Raw genomic sequence first — 18274 nt, forward strand, 5'->3', positions numbered from 1 at the left:
ACCGGCACATGTCCTCCCGATCGGTTCGAGGCCGCCGGGAGAGTGGGCGCTCGGGAGGAGTTCTTCAGATGGGGAGGCCTCCCAACCGGTTCGGAGGCCTCCCGATCGGCAGGGTTCCTCCCCGGAGCCAGGGCGAAGGGGGCGACGCCTAGGGCCGCAGCCACGCCCCGAAGGCCGCCCGCAGCGCCGCGAGCTGCGCCGCCTGGCCGTCGTCGCGCGCGGGCAGTCGGGTGAGCGGTGCGCCCAGAGATCCCGCCCACCGCTCGGCGACGGAGAACGGATGCACGGGGTCGCGCGGCGCTCCGATGACGGCGGTCGGCATCCGTGCCCCGAGCGATGCCAGCTCGGCCGCGTTCTGGAAGGCGCGATTGCGCGGCACCTCGACGAGCCGCACCGCTCGCTCGACGGCGAGCGGGTAGCGGAACTGCGCGAGCAGCCCGGCGCCACCGAGCGGCGACGCATCGACGGCCCTGCGGTAGGCCGGAGTCTCGCGGAACCGCACCTGGCCCTCGACCGGACCCACGTCGTGCAGCAGTTGTCCGATCACCGGGAAGGCGCGCAGGTTCTCGGGCATCGACCTGTCGGTGAACGACGGACGCACGAACAGCGCCCGATCGATGCGGATGCGGCCGGCCAGCGCCATGCGCAGCGCGAGGGCTGCCCCCATCGACACGCCGAGGACGGTGACGGGGTCCTCGTGGTCGCCGCCGAGCGAGGCCTCGATCTCCCGGGCCATTCCATCGAGGGTGAAGTCCGACGGGGAGCCGATCAGCGGCGAGCCACCGTGAGCGCGGGCATCGGGGGCGATGACGCGCTCGACCGGAGCGAGTGTCGCGAGCACGGGTCCGAAGACGTCGAGCATGTACTGCCGGTCGGAACCGAGACCGTGCAGCAGCAGCACTGTCATCGTGTGCGGCGGTGCAGCTCGTCGATCAGGCCGTTGGCGAGGCTCACCAGGATGGCGATCTGGTCTTCATCGCGCTCGACCCAGCGGCAGAGCGGTTCCGTCGACACCGGCACGAAGTCCTCGTGCTGTTCCCACACCACGAGCGTGCGGTCGGCGCCGAGCACGTACTGCTGCCACCAGACCTGACGAAGGTAGGAGCGGGGGATGTTGCGCCACGGCTTCGAGGTGGTCTTGATCTCGCACAGCTCGAGGCTCCCGGATGAGCGCACGACGTAGCCGTCTGGAGTGGCGAGGTGGCGCGACTCGTGCTCGGCGTGGAAGAGCGCGCTGCTCGAGAGGATCCCGTGCTGACGCAGCACCCACTCGGCGATCACAGGTTCGCGGGCCCGGCCGTGGTCGGTGAAGGGGTTGCCGCCGAAGCTCGTGCCGTGCAGCTTCTCGTAGGCCGCCGCCTGGATGGAGCGTGGAGTGGCGAGCTTGGCCACATCCGTCGCCGTGATGCCCCGGGAGCGCGCGCGCAGCCACGCCACGCGGTCGCTCGAATCGGCGACGATGCGTCGCATCGCGGGGTGCACGGATGCGGGTGCCGGAGCCGCCGCGACCGTGGGCTGCGCCTCGGCGAAGAGGTCGAGCAGCGTATCGGTCACCGCTCCATTGTGCCTCGCGCCTCGGACGCCGGGCGACACGACGCTCCGCCGCGCTCGCTGATCGAGTGCGGCGGAACCCTCGACCCACCCGCTGATCGAGTAGCGCCGGAGCGCAGCGCCCCACCCGCCGATCGAGTAGCGCCGGAGCGGAGCGACGACGCGTATCGAGATCGCGTCGCGATGGGTGATTTCGATACGTGTCCGACTGCGTCGGGCACTACTCAATCGGCGGCGGCACTGCGTCGGGCACTACTCAATCGGCGGCGGCACTGCGTCGGGCACTACTCAATCAACGGTGACAGGGGCGACCCGCCCGCAGCCCTACCTCGTCGCCAGCGCGTCGACGCCCTCCGGCGACAGCACGTGGTGGATGGCCAGCATGCTGGCGCCGAGCACGGCGGCGTTCTCGGCCGCCGACGACTGCACGATGGCGAGGTGCTCCGTGGCGAGGGGCATCGAGCGGGTGTAGACGATCTCGCGCACTCCGGCGATGAGGTGTTCGCCGGCGCGGGCCATCGATCCGCCGATGGCGATCACCGAGGGGTTGATGAGGCTCACGGCCGTTGTCAGCACCTCGCCGATGTCGCGGCCGGCCTGGCGCACGGCCTGGATCGCCTCGATGTTGCCGCGCTTGACCAGGTCGACGACGTCGGCGCCCGTCGCCACGTCGATGCCGGCCTTGCGCAGGTCGCGGGCGATGGCCGGGCCGGAGGCCAGGGCCTCGAGGCAGCCGCGGTTTCCGCAGTGGCACGGGATGCCGACCCCGCGGGCGACCTGCACGTGGCCGATGTCTCCGGCGATGCCCTGGGCTCCGCGCTGCAGTCGGCCGCTCGAGATCACGCCCGAGCCGATGCCGGTGGCGACCTTTACGAACATGAGGTGTTCGGCGTTGGGCCACGCGAAGGCCCGCTCTCCCAGGGCCATGATGTTCACGTCGTTGTCGACCAGCACGGGTACCTGCAGGTGCTGCTGCACCCAGCCGGGAACGTCGAACCGGTCCCAGCCCGGCATGATCGGCGGGTTCACCGGGCGACCGGTCGAGTGCTCGACGGGCCCCGGCACGCCGATGCCGATGGCCACGAGCTCGTCGTGAGTCCGGTCGATGCGGGCGAGCAGGGTGGTGGCGGCCTCGACCATCCAGCCGAGCACGGCTTCCGGGCCACTGGTGATGTCGATGGCCTCGCGCAGCTCGCCGAGCACCGTTCCCGAGAGGTCGGTCACGGCGATCGTGGCGTGGGATGCGCCGAGGTCGGCGGCGAGGACGACGCGGGCCGCCGGGTTCAGAGCGAACCGGGACGGCGGTCGTCCCCCCGTGGAGAGGGCGTCGCCGACGGGCGAGACGAGACCGAGGGCCATGAGGGAGTCGACGCGGGTGGCGATGGTCGAGCGGGCGAGCCCGGTGACCGTCGCTAGCTCGGCTCTGGTGCGCGGGCGACCGTCGCGCAGCAGCTGGAAGAGCTCACTCGCGCCCGACGTTCCGAGCGCCGATCCCCGGCTGATGTCGACCATTCGCATAGTAAAGCACAGGGTCTTCGTCGAGTCGTATTGCAGCGACTTGATCTCGAACTTGCAACTTTTGCCGATGGACTAGCAAAAGTCGATCAGTGTGTGCCACACTCGCCCCATGACAACGGACGTCATCGCACCCGCCACCGCGATCCGCGTCGGCTTCGTCGGTTCCGGGTTCATGGCCTCGGTCCACAGCCGCGCAGCTCGCGCCGCTCGTGCTGAGCTCGGAGGCGCCGCGTCCTCGAGCGAGGCATCCGCCGCCGACGCCGCGCTGAGGCTCGGCCTCGACCGTTCCTACGTCTCGGTCGACGAACTCCTCGCCGACGACGGCATCGACATCGTGCACATCTGCACCCCCAACACCACCCACGCGGCCTTCGCGCTCGCTGCTCTCGATGCAGGCAAGCACGTGATCTGCGAGAAGCCCCTGGCGACGACGGTGACGGATGCCGCCACCCTCACCGAGCGCGCCGCAGACCGCGGCCTCACCGCGACAGTGCCCTTCGTCTACCGCTACCACCCGATGGTGCGCGAGGCCCGCGCCCGCGTGGCCGCCGGCGAGGTGGGGCGGCTGCTCACCATTCAGGGCGGGTACCTGCAGGACTGGCTCCTCGAGCCGCAGTCGGACGACTGGCGCGTCGGCGTCGGGCTGGGCGGCCCGTCCCGCGCGTTCGCCGACATCGGAAGCCACCTCGTCGACCTGCTGGAGTTCGTGACCGGCGATCGCATCGCCCGGCTCTCGGCCTCGACACGCACGGTGCACGCGCATCGCGGTGCGCACACCGACGTCGCCACGGAAGACCTGGTCGCCCTCGTCGTCGAGCTGCGCGGTGGAGCCGTCGGCACGCTGCTCGTCTCGCAAGTGGCACCGGGGCGCAAGAACAGCCTCGTGCTCGAGATCGCCGGCACGAGCGAGAGCATCCGCTTCGATCAGGAAAGGCCCGAGGAACTCTGGATCGGGCGTCGCACCGGCTCACAGCACATCCTGCGCGACACCGATGTGCTCGATTCGTCGGCCGCACGGCTCTCGCTCCTTCCCGCCGGTCATCCGATGGGCTACCAGGACGCGTTCAACGCCTTCGTCGCCGACAGCTACGCGGCCATCGACGGAGCAGAGCCCGACGGGCTGCCCCGCTTCGCCGACGGGCTGCGGGCCGTGCGGGTGACGGATGCCGTGCTCGAGTCGGCGGCATCCGGACACTGGGTGGAGGTGGCCGAATGAGCGCCCAGGAACCCGTGCTGGTCGCTACCGGCCTCGAGAAGAGCTTCTTCGGCGTGACTGTGCTGCGCGGCGTCGGACTCACCCTGCTCCCGGGTCAGGTACACGGTCTCGTTGGCGAGAACGGCGCCGGCAAGTCCACGTTCATGAAGATCCTCGCCGGCGTCTACCAGCGCGACGCCGGAACCGTGACCCTCGGCGGGGAGGCTGTGGAGTTCGGGCACCCCGTGCAGGCCATGAAGGCCGGCCTCGCGACGGTGTTCCAGGAGTTCAACCTCCTGCCAGACCGAACCGTGGCGCAGAACGTGTTCCTCGGCCGCGAACCGCGTCGGGCGGGCTTCGTCGACCAGCGCGGCATGATCGCCGCGACCAGGTCGCTGCTCGCCGAGCTCGGCATCGACTTCATCGATCCGACCTCGCGGGTCGGAACCCTCACCGTGGCGGAGCAGCAGATCGTCGAGATCGCCAAGGCGCTCTCGTACGACGCGCGGGTCATCTCGATGGACGAGCCGACAGCTGCGCTCTCCGACAACGAGGTGGCGCTGCTCTACGCCATCATCCGCCGTCTGCAGGCACGCGGTGTCGCCATTCTCTACGTCTCGCACAGGCTCAAGGAGATCTTCGACCTCTGCGACACCATCACGGTGCTGAAGGACGGCGCGCTCGTGAGCACCGGGCCGGCGTCGGAGCTCGACACGAACGAACTGGTGCGTCGCATGGTCGGCCGCTCCATCGAGACCTACTTCCCGACGGCGCTGGAGGACACTGTCGTCGGCGACGTGCGTCTGGCTGTGACGGATGCCGGAAACGGCTTCGTCGACGGCATCGACCTCGCACTGCGAGCCGGCGAGATCGTGGGAGTGTCGGGCCTGCAGGGGAGCGGGCGCACGGAGCTGGTCGAGGGCATCTTCGGAGTGACGCCGTTCACCAGGGGATCGATGGCCCTGGACGGCGAGCCGGTGCGCATCACCCGGGCGCGCACGGCCGTACGCCGGGGCATCGCGCTGATCACGGAGGACCGCAAGGCGCAGGGCCTCGCCGTGAACCAGTCGGTGCTCGACAACGCGCTGCTCGTCATCCGCGGAGTGTTCGCACGCCGCACGGCCGAGGTGCGACGCTCGATCCCCGGGGTGATGACCACCCTGGAGGTGAGCTCGCACGGCCTCGACCAGGAGGTGCAGTTCCTCTCCGGCGGCAACCAGCAGAAGGTCGTGCTGGCCAAGTGGCTCGCCACGAAGCCGCGCGTCGTGCTGCTCGACGAACCCACCCGCGGCATCGACGTCGGCGCCAAGATCGCCGTCTACGCACTCATGCGCAGCCTGGCCCGGGATGGCGTCGCCATCCTCATGATCTCGTCAGAACTCCCGGAGGTCATCGGCATGTCCGACCGCATCCTCGTCATGCATGACGGCCGCATCGCCGCCGAGCTGCCTGCGGGCTCCACCGAGGAGGCCGTGCTCTCGGCCGCCACGGGCCACGCCCCGACGACAGCCGACACCGAGAGGGGAGGTGTCGCATGAGCACGGCATCCGCTCGTCCGCTGCGTCGTCGTCGCCGCATCGACTCGACGGCCCTCGTGTACGTGGCGCTGCTGGGCGTCATCATCGTGAGCGCCATCCTCGTCGCGACCGTGGGCCGCAGCTTCTTCAGCGCGGGCAACATCCGCGACATCCTCACCGGCATGAGCGTCCTCGGCTTCGTGGCCATCGGGCAGACCCTGGTGATCCTCTGCGGATCCCTCGACCTCTCCGTTCCCTACGTCGTCAGCCTGTCGAGCCTCATCGCCGCGGACATGATGAAGGGCAGCGCGGCCAACATCGTCCCGGCCGTGCTGACGGCGATCGCCGTCGCGGCCGTGCTCGGGCTCGTGAACGGGCTCATCGTGACGAAGCTGCACGTGAACGGCTTCATCGCGACCCTGGGCATGGGCCTCATCATCAAGGGCTACCTCGACACCAACTACAAGGGCACCAGCGGCGACGTGCCGTGGGAGTTCCAGCTCATCGGGGCGACGGGACTCGGGCCCATCCCGGTGTCGACCATCCTCATGATCATCGTGGCGCTCCTGGCGGCGCTTTTCCTCAGTCGCACCCGCACGGGCAACCACATCTTCGCCGTCGGCGGCAACGAGCAGGTCGCGAGGCTCTCCGGCATCCGCACGGCCCAGCCGATCATCATCGCGCACGTGCTGTGCTCGGTCACGGCGGCCTTCGCCGGCCTGCTGCTCGCCAGCCGGCTCGGCGTCGGAAGCCCGACCGTCGGCGTCCAGGGCGGCTACGACCTGCTCTCGATCGCTGCCGTCGTGCTCGGCGGCACCATCCTCGCCGGCGGGCGGGGCTCCGTCTGGGGCACCATCGGCGGCGTCGCCATCTTCGCGGTGCTCGACAACCTCATGAGCGTGCTGCAGGTCAACCCGTTCATGAAGGACGTGGTGCGCGGCGTGGTCATCGTCGCCGCCGTCGCCGTCTACACCGCACGTCAGGTCGAGCGTCGTCGGGCGCGATTCGGAGCGGACGGGGCGGATGCCGACCCAGATGCCGATCCGTCGCCGGCCGACAGAGTCTCGGAATCCGTGAAGGGAGGGTCGGTATGAAGGTCGTCAGCGCACTTGTGAGCCCGCGCGGGGCGGTGTTCCTGCTCCTCGCCGTTCTGCTCGTCGCCATCACCGTTCTCAACCCGAACTTCGCCGAACCCGGGCAGCTGATGCGCTTCATCCAGCGCGTCGCTCCCGTCGCCATCGTCGCGATCGGGCAGTACTTCGTGATCGTGGGCGGAGAGTTCGACCTGTCGATGGGGTCCGTCGTGACAGCGCAGGTCGTCATCGCAGGCAACCTCGTCGGACAGGACGAGGCCCGCACCATCCCGGTGCTGTTCCTCATGCTCGCCTTCGGTGTGCTGGTGGGACTGGTGAACGGCCTGATCGTGTCGTTCCTCCGCGTGCCCTCGTTCATCGCCACCCTCGGCATGATGCTGGCCCTCCTCGGCGGAGTGCTGTACTGGACCGGCGGTGCCGCCACGGGAAACCCGGCCGACAGCTTCAGGCAGATCGGTCGCGGCGGCATCCAGGACGTGCCGGTGCTCGACCTCATCCCGTGGTCGGTGCTCATCCTCATCGTCGTGCTCGCGGCCGCCATCTGGTTCAGCAAGCGTCCCTTCGGGCGCACCATCATCGCCCTGGGCGACAACCCGACGGCTGCCGGCTTCGCCGGTGTACGCACCTGGTGGGTGAAGACCAGCACGTTCATCCTGTCGTCGCTGTCGGCCACTCTCGCCGGCATCCTGCTGGTCGGATACGCCGGTGTGCATCCCTCCGTCGGCCGAGGCTACGAGTTCACCGCCATCACGGCGGTCGTCCTCGGTGGCGTCGTCCTCGGCGGCGGACGCGGCTGGGTGGTCGCCGCCGCAGCCGGCGCCTTCGCCCTCGAGGCCCTGTTCACCCTGCTCAACTTCGCCGGTGTCCCCTCGACGATGCGTGACGCCATCCAGGGCGTCATCATCATCGCCGCCGTCGCATACTCCGCCGTCTCGTTCCGCGCTCGCCGTCGCGGACGAACCGATGTCGCCGGCCCTCCGGTCGACGCGGATGACGGACCCGTCGACGGCGCCACTGAGACTTCACCCTCACGGGAGAAGGAGTCGCCCCCACAGTCGGGCGCGACTCGACCTGCAATCCACTCCCTCGAGGCAGAGGGCTGATCCAACACAACCAAGGAGGTTTGTGATGCGACGAATGCATGTGGCATCCGCCATGGTCGGAGCGCTTGCGCTGCTGACACTGGCCGGCTGCACGACCGATCCCAGCGTGACCGCTCCGTCGGACGACGCCGCGGCCACGGAGGAGGCCGAGGTCGAGTGGTTCGACCAGGCACTGTTCGACAAGCAGGACGAGGAGCGGGGGGTCGTACCCGAGGGGCCGGACGGACAGCCCTACCTGCAGTACATCAACGCGGAGATGGTCGACACGTCGGAGTACGCGAGCGAGGGGGCGAAGAAGGGGTGCTTCGCGAACGCCTCGATCTCGAACCCGTGGCGCCAGACCGGCTGGATCACCATGAACGAGCAGCTCAAGGTGCTTCAGGAGTCCGGAGCGATCAGCGAACTGGAGACGCGCGATGCGCGGGACAGCGATGACACGCAGATCGCCGACATCGACTACTTCATCAACGAGGGCAACTGCGACTTCTTCGTCATCTCGCCGAACAGCACGGCGGCCATGACTCCGGCGGTCGAGCGGGCGTGCGACACGGGCAAGCCCGTCATCGTGTTCGACCGCGGTGTGCAGACCGACTGCCCCGTCACCTTCATCCATCCGATCGGCGGCTTCGCCTGGGGCATCGACTCGGCCAACTTCCTCATCGACAACCTCGAAGAGGGCGATAAGGTCGTGGCGCTCCGCATCCTCCCGGGTGTCGACGTGCTCGAGCAGCGCTGGGCCGCGGCTGAGAAGCTCTTCGGTGAGGCGAACATCGACGCCGTCGACTACTTCACCGGTGCAGACCCCGTCGAGATCAAGAAGATCATCTCCGACGAGCTCGCCAAGGGCGACGTCAAGGGTGTGTGGATGGATGCCGGCGACGGCGCCGTCGCGGCGATCGAGGCGTTCGAGGACGCCGGAGTCGACTACCCGGTCATGACCGGAGAGGACGAGCTGAGCTTCCTGCGCAAGTGGAAGGACACCGGCCTCACCGGACTCGGAACCGTGTACTCGAACTTCCAGTGGCGCACGCCGCTGCTCGCCGCGCAGAAGATCTTCGCCGGCGAGGAGGTTCCGAAGGAGTGGGTGCTCCCGCAGAGCCCCGTGACGAGCGACGACCTCGACCAGTACCTCGCCGCGAACGAGGGCATGCCCGACGGTCACTACGCCAAGTTCGGCGGAGAGGACCTGCCCGGATACCCGACGGTCTGGCAGGAGCGCCAGATCCCGTAGCCGGTACGCTGCCGACTGGCGGGGCTCTCTCGAGCCTCGCCAGTCGCCATGCTCCGCCGCTCGGCGAGAGGAGACACGGATGCGCCGCACCATCGGCGTCAACACCTGGGTGTGGACGAGCCCGCTCGATGACGACTCCCTCGCCGCGCTCGCCGCGAAGGCGGCGGGCATGGGCTTCGGGGCCATCGAACTTCCGGTCGAATCGGTCGGGGACTGGTCACCGAAACGCGCCCGCGACGTGCTCGCCGAGCATCGGCTGCTGCCGGTGGTCGTGGGGGCCATGGGCGCCGGCCGCAATCTCGTGGCCGCTCCGGCCTCCGAGGTCGTGGCCACCCAGAACTACCTCGTGCACTGCATCGGGGTCGCCGAGACCGTCGGCGCCGGCGTCGTCGCCGGTCCCTTCTACTCGGCCACCGGACGCACGTGGCGCATGACCGACGCCGACAGGGCCGAGCACTACACCGAACTGCAGGCTGCGCTCACGCCGGTCGTGCACCGCGCGGAGCGGGGCGGCATCCGTCTCGCCGTCGAACCCCTGAACCGCTACGAGACCAGCCTCGTTAACACCGTCGAGCAGGCACTGGATGCCCTCGGCCCGCTGCTCGGCCACGGACTCGGCCTCGCGCTGGACAGCTATCACCTCAACATCGAGGAGAAGCGCATCGGAGACGCCATCCGCGCGGCCGGCGAGCACATCGCCCACGTGCAGGTCTGCGGAAACGATCGCGGCGCCGTCGGCGACGACCACATCGACTGGCCGGCTTTCCTCGACGCCCTCGACGACGCCGGCTACACCGGGCCGCTCGGGCTCGAGAGCTTCACGGGCGAGAACGCCACCATCGCCGTCGCCGCTTCGGTCTGGCGACCGCTCGCACTCACGCAGGACGCCCTCGCGGCGGACTCGCTGCACCACCTCACCGCTCTGCAGGACGACAGGGAGAGATCATGACCGACCCCGCGCAGCCCACAACGCCGTCGAGCCACCCGGTGACGCTGTTCACCGGGCAGTGGGCCGACCTCCCCTTCGAGGAGGTGGCCCGGCTGGCCGGCGAGTGGGGCTACGACGGCCTGGAGATCGCCTGCTCCGGCGACCATCTCGACCTGAAGCGCGCCGAGGAGGAGCCCGGATACCTCGACGAGCGCCGGGCCATCCTCGACCGGCACGGGCTTCAGGTGTTCGCCATCTCGAACCACCTCACCGGGCAGGCCGTGTGCGATGACCCGATCGACTTCCGGCACGAGGCCATCGTGCGGGACTACACCTGGGGCGATGGCGACGCCGAGGGAGTACGCCGGCGCGCGGCCGACGACATGAAGCGCTCGGCCCGTGTCGCACGCAAGCTCGGGGTCGACACCGTCGTCGGTTTCACGGGGTCGAGCATCTGGCCCTATGTCGCGATGTTCCCGCCGGTGCCGGCATCCGTCATCGAAGCCGGATTCGAGGACTTCGCCGCCCGCTGGAACCCGATCCTCGACGTCTTCGACGACGAGGGCGTGCGGTTCGCACACGAGGTGCACCCGAGCGAGATCGCCTACGACTACTGGAGCTCGGTGCGCACCCTCGAGGCCATCGACCACCGGCCGGCGTTCGGGTTCAACTGGGATCCGTCGCACATGATGTGGCAGAACATCGACCCCGTCGGCTTCATCTGGGACTTCCAGGACCGCATCTACCACGTCGACTGCAAGGACACGCGGATGCGGCCCAGCACCGGGCGCGCGGGTGTGCTCGGATCGCACCTGCCGTGGGGCGACCCGCGGCGCGGCTGGGACTTCGTGTCGACGGGGCACGGCGACGTGCCGTGGGAGGACTCGTTCCGGGCGCTGGATGCCGTCGGCTACACCGGCCCCATCTCGATCGAGTGGGAGGACGCGGGCATGGACCGCCTGCACGGTGCACCGGAGGCGCTCGCCTACATCCGCTCGCTGCTGTGGGACCGCCCGGCGGCCTCCTTCGACGCCGCCTTCTCGAACCAGTAGGCCCGCTCCCGCTGATCGCGTAGCGACCCGCTCCCGCCGATCGAGTAGCGACCCGCTCCCTCCCCGCTGATCGAGTAGCGACCGAGCGCAGCGAGGACGCGTATCGAGATCACCTCGTCGGGCGCACGCTCAGTCGACTGGGCGCTGTCGTGGGAAGTGATTTCGATACGTGTCCGACTTCGTCGGGCACTACTCAATCAGCGGGCGGGGTCAACTTCGTCGCCCCTTCTCCGCTGATCGAGTAGCGACCCCCTCCTTCTCCGCTGATCGAGTAGCGACCGAGCGCAGCGAGGACGCGTATCGAGATCACCTCGTCCGGCGCCACCCGACCGGCGAACGGTGGAAGAGTTGAACCCACCATGGCACCGACCCCGCGCACCCTCGCTCCTCGCATCGACCGCATCCGTCTCCCCGAACTGCTCGACGGCGACGCCGACGGGCTCGAGCCGCACGACGCCTACGACGCGCAGCGTTTCGCCGGCGTCGACCTCGACGCTCGCGACCTGCAGGGCTCGACGTTCAGCGAGTGCGCCTTCCTCGACGTCACGGCGCACGAGGCAGACCTGCGCACCGCGAGCTTCCTCGACACCACGATCGAGCGCCTCAACGCCCCCATCCTGAGCGCGGCCCGTTCCCGCTTCCGCGACGTCGCCCTCGACTCCTCCCGCATCGGATCGGCGGAGTTCTACGACGCATCGTGGCAGTCCGTGCACATCTCCAACTGCAAGCTCGGTTTCGTGAACCTGCGCGGTGCGCACCTGCAAGACGTGCTGTTCACCGACTGCACCATCGACGAGCTCGACCTCGGGGGAGTGAAGGCGAACAGGGTCGCCTTCGCGGGTACGCGCGTCGGCACCATCGACCTCACCCGCGCCGAGCTGGGCAACGTCGACCTGCGCACCGTGGAGCTCCGCCGCATCGTCGGCCTCCCCGGACTCAAGGGCGCGACGCTCACTCCCGACCAGGTGGCCGAGCTGGCGTCGCTGTTCGCCGACCAGCTCGGCATCACGGTCGAGGACTGACGTCCCGTACATCCTCCCGCCCCCGATCGAGCCGTCGAAATGACACGAATCGATCCTCGCGCGGCGCGGAAGGTCGAATCGCGTCACCTCGATGCCGCCCCGCCAGAGCGCGGCCCAAGCAACTCACAGCGGCGACACCGTCTTCTCATAGGCGGCTCATAGGCTGACGCGGATACTGGGAAGCACCATGACGACCGATTCGACCGACCAGGCCCCCTCCCGCCAGCTCGCCGGCGGCATCCGCCGTGCCGACGGCACCCCTGTTCGCGTGCTCGTCGTCGACGACGAGTCGACGCTGACCGACCTGCTCCAGATGGCCCTGCGCTACGAGGGCTGGGACGTGCGCACGGCCGCCGACGGCCGCAGCGCCGTGGCCGCCGCCCGCGAGTTCCGCCCCGACGCCGTCGTGCTCGACATCATGCTCCCCGACATCGACGGGCTGCAGGTGCTGGCCCGCATCCGCGAGGACCGCCCCGAGGCGCCCGTGCTGTTCCTCACGGCCAAGGACTCCCTCGACGATCGTCTCAAGGGGCTCACCGCAGGCGGCGACGACTACGTCACCAAGCCCTTCAGCCTCGAGGAGGTCGTGGCGAGGCTCCGCGGACTGGTGCGTCGGTCGACGCTCACGTCGGCATCGGCATCCGACCCCGTCATCGAGATCGGCGATCTCACGCTCAACGAGGACAGCCACGAGGTCACCCGCGCCGGCGAGTCCATCGAGCTCACCGCCACCGAGTTCGAACTGCTGCGGTTCCTCATGCGCAATCCCCGCCGCGTGCTCAGCAAGTCGCAGATCCTCGATCGCGTCTGGAGCTACGACTTCGGAGGCCGCTCGAGCGTCGTCGAGATCTACATCTCCTATCTGCGCAAGAAGATCGACGCCGGCCGCGAGCCCATGATCCACACAGTGCGGGGCGCCGGCTACCTCATCAAGCAAGCCGTATGAGCGAGCAGAGGGTCGCCGGCGTCACGGCGTTCACCAAGGACTCGACGCCGACGGATGCCCCTGCTGAACCGAAGCGCCCCCGTGCGCCTCTGACCCTGGTGCGCCGGCTTCTCATCACCGTCATCGCGGTGCTCGCCGTGGTCAGCACCGTCATCGGCCTGGTCAGCGTGCTCGTGCTGCAGGCCTCCCTCATGAGCCGCGTCGACACCCAGCTGGCGAACACGACGAAGCGCGGCTACGTCGCCGCCGACATCCCGCAGGGACAGGACGGCAACGACTTGCCGGACTTCATCAGGCTCCCGGATGCCGGCACGATCCTGAGCGCACCCAGTCAGGCCGAGGGCACCGTCGCGCTGGTCTCGCAGGACGGCGCCGTGCAGACGGCGGGACTGCTCGACACCGAGGGCGACATCAGGCCGATCACGGTCGAGCAGGGCAGGGCGCTCGCGGCCGTTCCGCCCGATGGCGAGCCGCACACCGTCGCCCTGAGCGAGCCGCTCGGAGAGTACCGGGCCATCGCGGTGGCCGACCAGGACGGCCGCAAGGTGGTCATCGGCCTGCCCCTGGCCAGCGTGAACGCGACCATCACCCAGCTCTCCATCACCATCGCCATCGTCGCCCTGCTCGGCATCCTCATCGTCGCCGTCCTCGGCGCCCGGATCGTGCGCCTGGCGCTCCGACCCCTCACCCGCGTCACCCGCACGGCGCAGCGCGTCGCCCAGCTGCCGCTCGATCGCGGCGAGGTCGCCCTGGCCGAGCGGGTTCCGGATGCCGACGCCGACGAACGCACCGAGGTCGGCCAGGTGGGCGCTGCCCTGAACACGATGCTCGACCACATCGGCGCCGCCCTCGAGGCCCGTCAGGAGTCCGAGCAGAAGGTGCGCAGATTCGTCGCGGATGCCAGCCACGAACTGCGCACGCCGCTCGCCTCCATCCGCGGCTACTCCGAGCTCACCCGACGTTCCGGCCAGGAGGTTCCGCCGGACACCGCGCACGCCCTGGCACGCATCGAGAGCGAGTCGGTGCGCATGACGGGCCTCGTCGAGGACCTGCTGCTGCTGGCGAGGCTCGACGAGGGCCGCGAGCTCGCCCACGATCCCGTCGACCTCACCAGCATCCTGATCGACGCCATCGGCGACGCGCATGTCTCGGGTCCGGACCACGAGTGGGAGGTCGACCTCCCCGACGAGCCCGTCGTGGTGGACGGCGACGCCCCGCGTCTGCACCAGGTCGTCGTGAACCTGCTGGCCAACGCCAGGGTGCACACGCCGGCGGGCACCTCGGTGGTCGCGCGACTGACCGACGACGGCGACTCGGTGTCGATCGCCGTCACGGACGACGGCCCCGGCATCGAACCCGCCATCAGGGGAACGCTGTTCGAGCGCTTCGCCCGCGGAGACGTCTCGCGCACTCGAGCCACCGGCAGCACCGGCCTCGGCCTCGCCATCGTGCAGGCCGTCGTCGCGGCCCACGGCGGAACCGTCTCGGTTCTCAGCGAGCCCGGGGACACGACGTTCACCGTGACCCTCCCGCGGGCCTCACGACACGCCCCGCCGATCGAGTAGCCCGACCCCCTCGCGCCGATCGAGTAGCGCCAGACGCGCCTTCCGCCGATCGAGTAGCGCCCGACGCAGTTCCGCCGATCGAGTAGCGCCCGACGCAGTCGGACGCGTATCGAGATCACCCTTCCCCTTCGCTCTCGCCCACCGCCCACCGCCTTCCGCCGATCGAGTAGCCCGCGAGCGCAGCGAGCCGGCGTATCGAGATCACCATTTTCCCCGTGCCGCACCCTCTCGGATCCGACCCGGCTGTGAAAGGATGTCGGAGGCTGAGGGGGCGTCAGCTGCAGCAGTGACCGCTCCCGCCGGCCGTCCGTTTCCGCTCGACGAGGAGATCATGACCGACGCCGACCACATCCTCGACTTCCGTGATGAACTCAGCCGCGACGCGCAGGCGTACTCCGCGGCTCCGACCGTGTCGTCGGCATCCGACGCCTCTGGCTCCGTGAGTGTCGAGTTCGACTCCGCCACTCGCGTTCTCTCGGTGATCGTCGGCGATCGCTGGCAGTCCGCGCACCGTGCGGAAGAGCTCGGCACGGTCATCGTCGAACTCGTCGCCCAGCTGGCGGCGGAACGCGCCCGGCAGTGGGGGGAGTCGGTCGCCGAGGATGAAGGCGGCCACGAGACCACGCCGCTTCCTCCTCGGAGCGAGACTCCGGCGGAGCACGTGCAGGCTGCCCTCGCCGACGCCGGCGACTCCCTCGACGCGACAGCCGTGCTCGCCCAGATGATGACGATGCTCGAGGAGGTCAATGCGGGCATGGATGCCGCCATGCAGATCATCTCGGCTCGCCTCAGTGCCACTCATTCCGCCGCCAGCGCGCAGGGCCGTGTGCACGCGACGGTCGACGGCTCAGGAGCCGTCACGGCCCTGGTGCTCGACGAGGACTGGCTGGCCGGCGAATCGGCAGCGGACATCACCCGCGCGATCAACCAGGCCATCGCCACCGCGGCGGCATCCGCCACGGCACCGGCTGAACCGCTCGCAGGCACTCCGCTCGAGCGCTACGCGGCAGTGCTCGACGACCCGTCGGCGCTCGCCAGAATCCTCATGGGAAAGGACTGACATCGTGGCAGATCACATCACCGTCGCCTACGACGCCCTCACGAGTGACGCGGCGAGGTGGGACGACATCGCGGCCGGTCTCGACGAGGCGAAGGCGAGCGCGCAGAACCTCGACCTGGGCCGAGGAGAATTCTCCTTCGCGGCCACGGATGTCGCAGACGAGTACACGCGCGTCCGTACCCTCGTCATCCAGCTCCTGGAGAGCGGGGCGACCCAGACGCGGGGGGCCGCGACGGCCCTGCGCGACATCCGCGAGGACTTCGAGAGCACCGAGGCGGCCATCCAGGCCTCACTCGCCGAGATGTGGGAGGTCAACTGATGGATCCGGCACAGGAAGTCCGCGAGATGATCGGCAAGCTCCAGGACAAGGTCGAGGAGCTCACCCGCATCGTGAACTCGACCCTCTCCAAGGTTCCCGGCTTCCTCGACTGGATCGTCGACAAGCTGATCGACGGCTGGAACGCGCTCATGGAGAAGCTCGGGGAGTTCTGGGACTGGTTCACCGACAAGCTCAGCTACGTCGGCAACCCGTTCGGGCTGCACGCAGCCTCCGTCTCGTGGAGCGAGGACGTCGGCGGACGGGTCGCCAACCTCGTGCGCGACATCGACGACAGCGACCTCCTCGTCGACGACAAGTGGAAGGGCGACGGTGCCGATCAGTACCGCCAGTCTCTCGATCCGCAGCGTGAGGCCCTCGGCTCCATCAATGCAGACTTCGCCAGCAACATCTCGTCGGCGCTCTCGACGCTCATGCTCGCGATCGTGGCGTTCTGGGCGTCCGTCGTCGCCGCGATCATCTCGGTGATCGTCGGGTTCGCGACGGCCACGGGCGCCGCTGTCACGGTGTTCGGCCTCCCGCTCGCCCCGCCCGCCGCCCTGGGCGGCCTCGCCATCGGCGTCGGCGCTCTCGCCGCCGGTACGGCCACGCTCTACGCCTCGGCGGCATCCGCCCGGGGAACCATGGCATCGACATCGGCCGGCGTGCAGACCTGGCCGCAGTTCGTCACGGAATGAGCGCCCGCGACTGGTCGGCCGACCCGGCGAAGCTCGCCAGGCGTCGAGGCATCGGCGGCATGGTGATCGGCGTGCTCATCCTCGTGATCGGTGGCGCCACGGCACCTCTCTGGGGCACGTCTCCGACCATCGCGGTGCTCGGCATCGCGTCGCTGGCCTGCGCGGCCCTCGTGTTCGTGGTGAGCGCCATCGCCCTGAGCATCGCACGCCGCTATCCGGCGGTCAGGCACCTCGGCGGCCCGAACGACCTCGCCACCGTCCTGGTGCTCGTGGTCGGAATCCTCGGTGTCGTCCTGGCGGTTCTGAGCCTCATCGGGCAGCCGTTCGAATACGGCCTCGCCGGCGGGTTCCTGGTCGTCATGATCGCCGTCTTCGCCGGGGCCGTCGTCCTGCTGGCCGGAGCGAACCGCACCGCCATCCGCAGCGAGGCGGCGACGGGCCCTCGCCCGTAGTCAGGCGCTCAGTCGCCCCAGCAGTTCGGCGAATTTGCGGATGTCGTCCTCCGGCCAGGTGCGCAGCAGTTCGTAGAACCGGGCCTGGTTGGTACGCCGGATCGCCGTGACCTTCTCGACGGCGAGGGGCGTGGCCACGAGCACCCGGGCACGTCCGTCGCTCGCATCCGCGGTGCTCTCGACGAGGCCCAGCTGCTCCATGAGTCGCACCTGACGACTGATCACGCTCTTGTCGGTGTGCAGCTGCTCCGCCAGCACGCCCGCATGGGCCGGACCCTGCCGCACGAGGTGCCCGAGGATCTTGTAGCCGGCCGGCTGCAGTTCCGGATGCACGCTCGCGGCGTAGTCGCGCCAGTTCGAGCGCACCCTGTTGAACAGGGCGCTCAGCTGCCCCTCGACGTCGGCGATCGCCTCGTCGGCTGCGGTGGCCGCTGCAGTGTCGCCTGCGGCGTCGGCGTCGGCGTCGGCGTCGTCGATCGGCGGCTGGAGGTCGTCGCTCATGGGCGCAATCCTATTCAGATCGGCCGGGTCGCCGGTCGCGATGAGGCCCGATGCGTCGCTCGCGGTGCTCATTCGCCCAGCCTCTCGATCATGTCGGCGAACCGGCTGAGGTCTTCGCGCGGCCACTGGCGCAGCTGATCGCGGAACATCTCCATGTTGTCGGATCTGGCGTGCTCGACACGCGAGCAGGCATCCGTCGTCACGGCGACGACACGAACTCGGCCGTCACCCGGGTCCTGGTGCGATTCGACCAGACCGTTCGCCTGGAGCCAGCGCACCTGGCGGCTCATCACGCTCTTGTCGGTGAAGAGGAGGTCGGCGAGAGCCCCGCTCGACGTCGGCCCGAGGCGCACGAGCGCCGAGAGGATCTTGTAGCCGGCGGGCTGCAGTTCCGGGTGCACGCACGCTGCGAAGTCCCGCCAGGTGGCGCCGGCACGGGTGAACAGCACGGCCATCGCGTCCTCGACGTCCGCGATGGCGGAGTCGATCGGAGCGATGGCCGTGCTGTTCATGATGCGTGCCTCA

The 18274-nt window shown here is 69.4% G+C and carries 19 protein-coding genes; 14 read left to right on the top strand and 5 right to left on the bottom strand.

What is annotated here, in order from left to right; translation table 11 throughout:
- Positions 1-148: 148 nt before the first annotated feature.
- From ASC59_RS15215 to ASC59_RS15225, 3 genes are all read right to left on the bottom strand, one after another.
- The gene (locus ASC59_RS15215) at positions 149-907 is read right to left on the bottom strand and encodes an alpha/beta fold hydrolase (protein ID WP_082513726.1); all 759 of its coding nucleotides are present in this window, start codon (positions 905-907) and stop codon (positions 149-151) included.
- Positions 904-1470, bottom strand: coding sequence for a YqaJ viral recombinase family protein (locus ASC59_RS15220; protein ID WP_055825722.1), 567 nt, complete (start codon positions 1468-1470; stop codon positions 904-906). The genes ASC59_RS15215 and ASC59_RS15220 overlap by 4 nt, the downstream gene beginning before the upstream one ends.
- Positions 1471-1875: 405 nt before the next feature.
- Positions 1876-3063, bottom strand: coding sequence for an ROK family transcriptional regulator (locus tag ASC59_RS15225; protein ID WP_157488172.1), 1188 nt, complete (start codon positions 3061-3063; stop codon positions 1876-1878).
- 115 nt (positions 3064-3178) lie between these two features.
- Between ASC59_RS15225 and ASC59_RS15230 the strand changes: the two genes are divergently transcribed.
- The 14 genes from ASC59_RS15230 (at position 3179) to ASC59_RS15295 (ending at position 17248) form a co-directional block, all read left to right on the top strand.
- Complete coding sequence (locus tag ASC59_RS15230; RefSeq protein ID WP_055824681.1) at positions 3179-4285, top strand: Gfo/Idh/MocA family protein; 1107 nt, start codon at positions 3179-3181, stop codon at positions 4283-4285.
- Positions 4282-5802 (top strand): sugar ABC transporter ATP-binding protein, encoded by a 1521-nt coding sequence (locus tag ASC59_RS15235; RefSeq protein WP_055824684.1) that lies wholly within the window; start codon positions 4282-4284, stop codon positions 5800-5802. The genes ASC59_RS15230 and ASC59_RS15235 overlap by 4 nt, the downstream gene beginning before the upstream one ends.
- Positions 5799-6875 carry an ABC transporter permease gene (locus ASC59_RS15240; RefSeq protein WP_055824685.1) on the top strand — a complete coding sequence of 359 codons (1077 nt, stop codon included), beginning with the start codon at positions 5799-5801 and terminating at the stop codon, positions 6873-6875. The genes ASC59_RS15235 and ASC59_RS15240 overlap by 4 nt, the downstream gene beginning before the upstream one ends.
- Positions 6872-7978 (top strand): ABC transporter permease, encoded by a 1107-nt coding sequence (locus ASC59_RS15245; protein WP_082513727.1) that lies wholly within the window; start codon positions 6872-6874, stop codon positions 7976-7978. The genes ASC59_RS15240 and ASC59_RS15245 overlap by 4 nt, the downstream gene beginning before the upstream one ends.
- Before the next feature lie 25 nt (positions 7979-8003).
- Positions 8004-9209 (top strand): substrate-binding domain-containing protein, encoded by a 1206-nt coding sequence (locus tag ASC59_RS15250; RefSeq protein WP_055824687.1) that lies wholly within the window; start codon positions 8004-8006, stop codon positions 9207-9209.
- 79 nt (positions 9210-9288) lie between these two features.
- On the top strand, positions 9289-10158 hold the full coding sequence (locus ASC59_RS15255) for a sugar phosphate isomerase/epimerase family protein (protein ID WP_055824689.1): 870 nt from the start codon (positions 9289-9291) through the stop codon (positions 10156-10158).
- Positions 10155-11189 (top strand): sugar phosphate isomerase/epimerase family protein, encoded by a 1035-nt coding sequence (locus tag ASC59_RS15260; protein ID WP_055824691.1) that lies wholly within the window; start codon positions 10155-10157, stop codon positions 11187-11189. The genes ASC59_RS15255 and ASC59_RS15260 overlap by 4 nt, the downstream gene beginning before the upstream one ends.
- A 359-nt stretch (positions 11190-11548) precedes the next feature.
- On the top strand, positions 11549-12211 hold the full coding sequence (locus tag ASC59_RS15265; protein WP_055824693.1) for a pentapeptide repeat-containing protein: 663 nt from the start codon (positions 11549-11551) through the stop codon (positions 12209-12211).
- Positions 12212-12398: 187 nt separating this feature from the next.
- A complete protein-coding gene (locus ASC59_RS15270; RefSeq protein WP_055824694.1) occupies positions 12399-13157 on the top strand; it encodes a response regulator transcription factor in 759 nt (252 codons plus the stop codon).
- A complete protein-coding gene (locus tag ASC59_RS15275; RefSeq protein WP_082513728.1) occupies positions 13154-14722 on the top strand; it encodes a sensor histidine kinase in 1569 nt (522 codons plus the stop codon). The genes ASC59_RS15270 and ASC59_RS15275 overlap by 4 nt, the downstream gene beginning before the upstream one ends.
- A gap of 286 nt (positions 14723-15008) precedes the next feature.
- Positions 15009-15782 (top strand): YbaB/EbfC family nucleoid-associated protein, encoded by a 774-nt coding sequence (locus tag ASC59_RS17540; protein WP_055824696.1) that lies wholly within the window; start codon positions 15009-15011, stop codon positions 15780-15782.
- Positions 15783-15786: 4 nt separating this feature from the next.
- Positions 15787-16101, top strand: coding sequence for a hypothetical protein (locus ASC59_RS15285; RefSeq protein ID WP_055824698.1), 315 nt, complete (start codon positions 15787-15789; stop codon positions 16099-16101).
- A complete protein-coding gene (locus tag ASC59_RS15290) occupies positions 16101-16796 on the top strand; it encodes a hypothetical protein (protein ID WP_055824701.1) in 696 nt (231 codons plus the stop codon). The genes ASC59_RS15285 and ASC59_RS15290 overlap by 1 nt, the downstream gene beginning before the upstream one ends.
- The gene (locus ASC59_RS15295; RefSeq protein WP_055824703.1) at positions 16793-17248 is read left to right on the top strand and encodes a hypothetical protein; all 456 of its coding nucleotides are present in this window, start codon (positions 16793-16795) and stop codon (positions 17246-17248) included. The genes ASC59_RS15290 and ASC59_RS15295 overlap by 4 nt, the downstream gene beginning before the upstream one ends.
- Here ASC59_RS15295 and ASC59_RS15300 read toward each other — a convergent pair whose 3' ends face one another.
- On the bottom strand, positions 17249-17821 hold the full coding sequence (locus ASC59_RS15300) for a MarR family winged helix-turn-helix transcriptional regulator (protein ID WP_055824705.1): 573 nt from the start codon (positions 17819-17821) through the stop codon (positions 17249-17251).
- Complete coding sequence (locus tag ASC59_RS15305) at positions 17818-18261, bottom strand: MarR family winged helix-turn-helix transcriptional regulator (RefSeq protein WP_055824708.1); 444 nt, start codon at positions 18259-18261, stop codon at positions 17818-17820. Before ASC59_RS15305 ends, ASC59_RS15300 begins: the two co-directional genes overlap by 4 nt.
- Positions 18262-18274: the final 13 nt, after the last annotated feature.

Source organism: Leifsonia sp. Root1293 (assembly GCF_001425325.1).
GTDB lineage: Bacteria > Actinomycetota > Actinomycetes > Actinomycetales > Microbacteriaceae > Orlajensenia.

Excerpts from the sequence above, each read along its gene's own strand:
- ASC59_RS15265 (WP_055824693.1), top strand. The coding sequence starts at position 11,549 with ATGGCACCGACCCCGCGCACCCTCGCTCCTCGCATCGACCGCATCCGT.
- ASC59_RS15240 (WP_055824685.1), top strand. The coding sequence starts at position 5,799 with ATGAGCACGGCATCCGCTCGTCCGCTGCGTCGTCGTCGCCGCATCGAC.
- ASC59_RS15275 (WP_082513728.1), top strand. The coding sequence starts at position 13,154 with ATGAGCGAGCAGAGGGTCGCCGGCGTCACGGCGTTCACCAAGGACTCG.
- ASC59_RS15225 (WP_157488172.1), bottom strand. The coding sequence starts at position 3,063 with ATGGTCGACATCAGCCGGGGATCGGCGCTCGGAACGTCGGGCGCGAGT.
- ASC59_RS15260 (WP_055824691.1), top strand. The coding sequence starts at position 10,155 with ATGACCGACCCCGCGCAGCCCACAACGCCGTCGAGCCACCCGGTGACG.
- ASC59_RS15295 (WP_055824703.1), top strand. The coding sequence starts at position 16,793 with ATGAGCGCCCGCGACTGGTCGGCCGACCCGGCGAAGCTCGCCAGGCGT.
- ASC59_RS15290 (WP_055824701.1), top strand. The coding sequence starts at position 16,101 with ATGGATCCGGCACAGGAAGTCCGCGAGATGATCGGCAAGCTCCAGGAC.
- ASC59_RS15250 (WP_055824687.1), top strand. The coding sequence starts at position 8,004 with ATGCGACGAATGCATGTGGCATCCGCCATGGTCGGAGCGCTTGCGCTG.
- ASC59_RS15245 (WP_082513727.1), top strand. The coding sequence starts at position 6,872 with ATGAAGGTCGTCAGCGCACTTGTGAGCCCGCGCGGGGCGGTGTTCCTG.
- ASC59_RS15255 (WP_055824689.1), top strand. The coding sequence starts at position 9,289 with ATGCGCCGCACCATCGGCGTCAACACCTGGGTGTGGACGAGCCCGCTC.
- ASC59_RS15230 (WP_055824681.1), top strand. The coding sequence starts at position 3,179 with ATGACAACGGACGTCATCGCACCCGCCACCGCGATCCGCGTCGGCTTC.
- ASC59_RS15235 (WP_055824684.1), top strand. The coding sequence starts at position 4,282 with ATGAGCGCCCAGGAACCCGTGCTGGTCGCTACCGGCCTCGAGAAGAGC.
- ASC59_RS15220 (WP_055825722.1), bottom strand. The coding sequence starts at position 1,470 with ATGCGACGCATCGTCGCCGATTCGAGCGACCGCGTGGCGTGGCTGCGC.
- ASC59_RS15215 (WP_082513726.1), bottom strand. The coding sequence starts at position 907 with ATGACAGTGCTGCTGCTGCACGGTCTCGGTTCCGACCGGCAGTACATG.
- ASC59_RS15300 (WP_055824705.1), bottom strand. The coding sequence starts at position 17,821 with ATGAGCACCGCGAGCGACGCATCGGGCCTCATCGCGACCGGCGACCCG.
- ASC59_RS15305 (WP_055824708.1), bottom strand. The coding sequence starts at position 18,261 with ATGAACAGCACGGCCATCGCTCCGATCGACTCCGCCATCGCGGACGTC.
- ASC59_RS15270 (WP_055824694.1), top strand. The coding sequence starts at position 12,399 with ATGACGACCGATTCGACCGACCAGGCCCCCTCCCGCCAGCTCGCCGGC.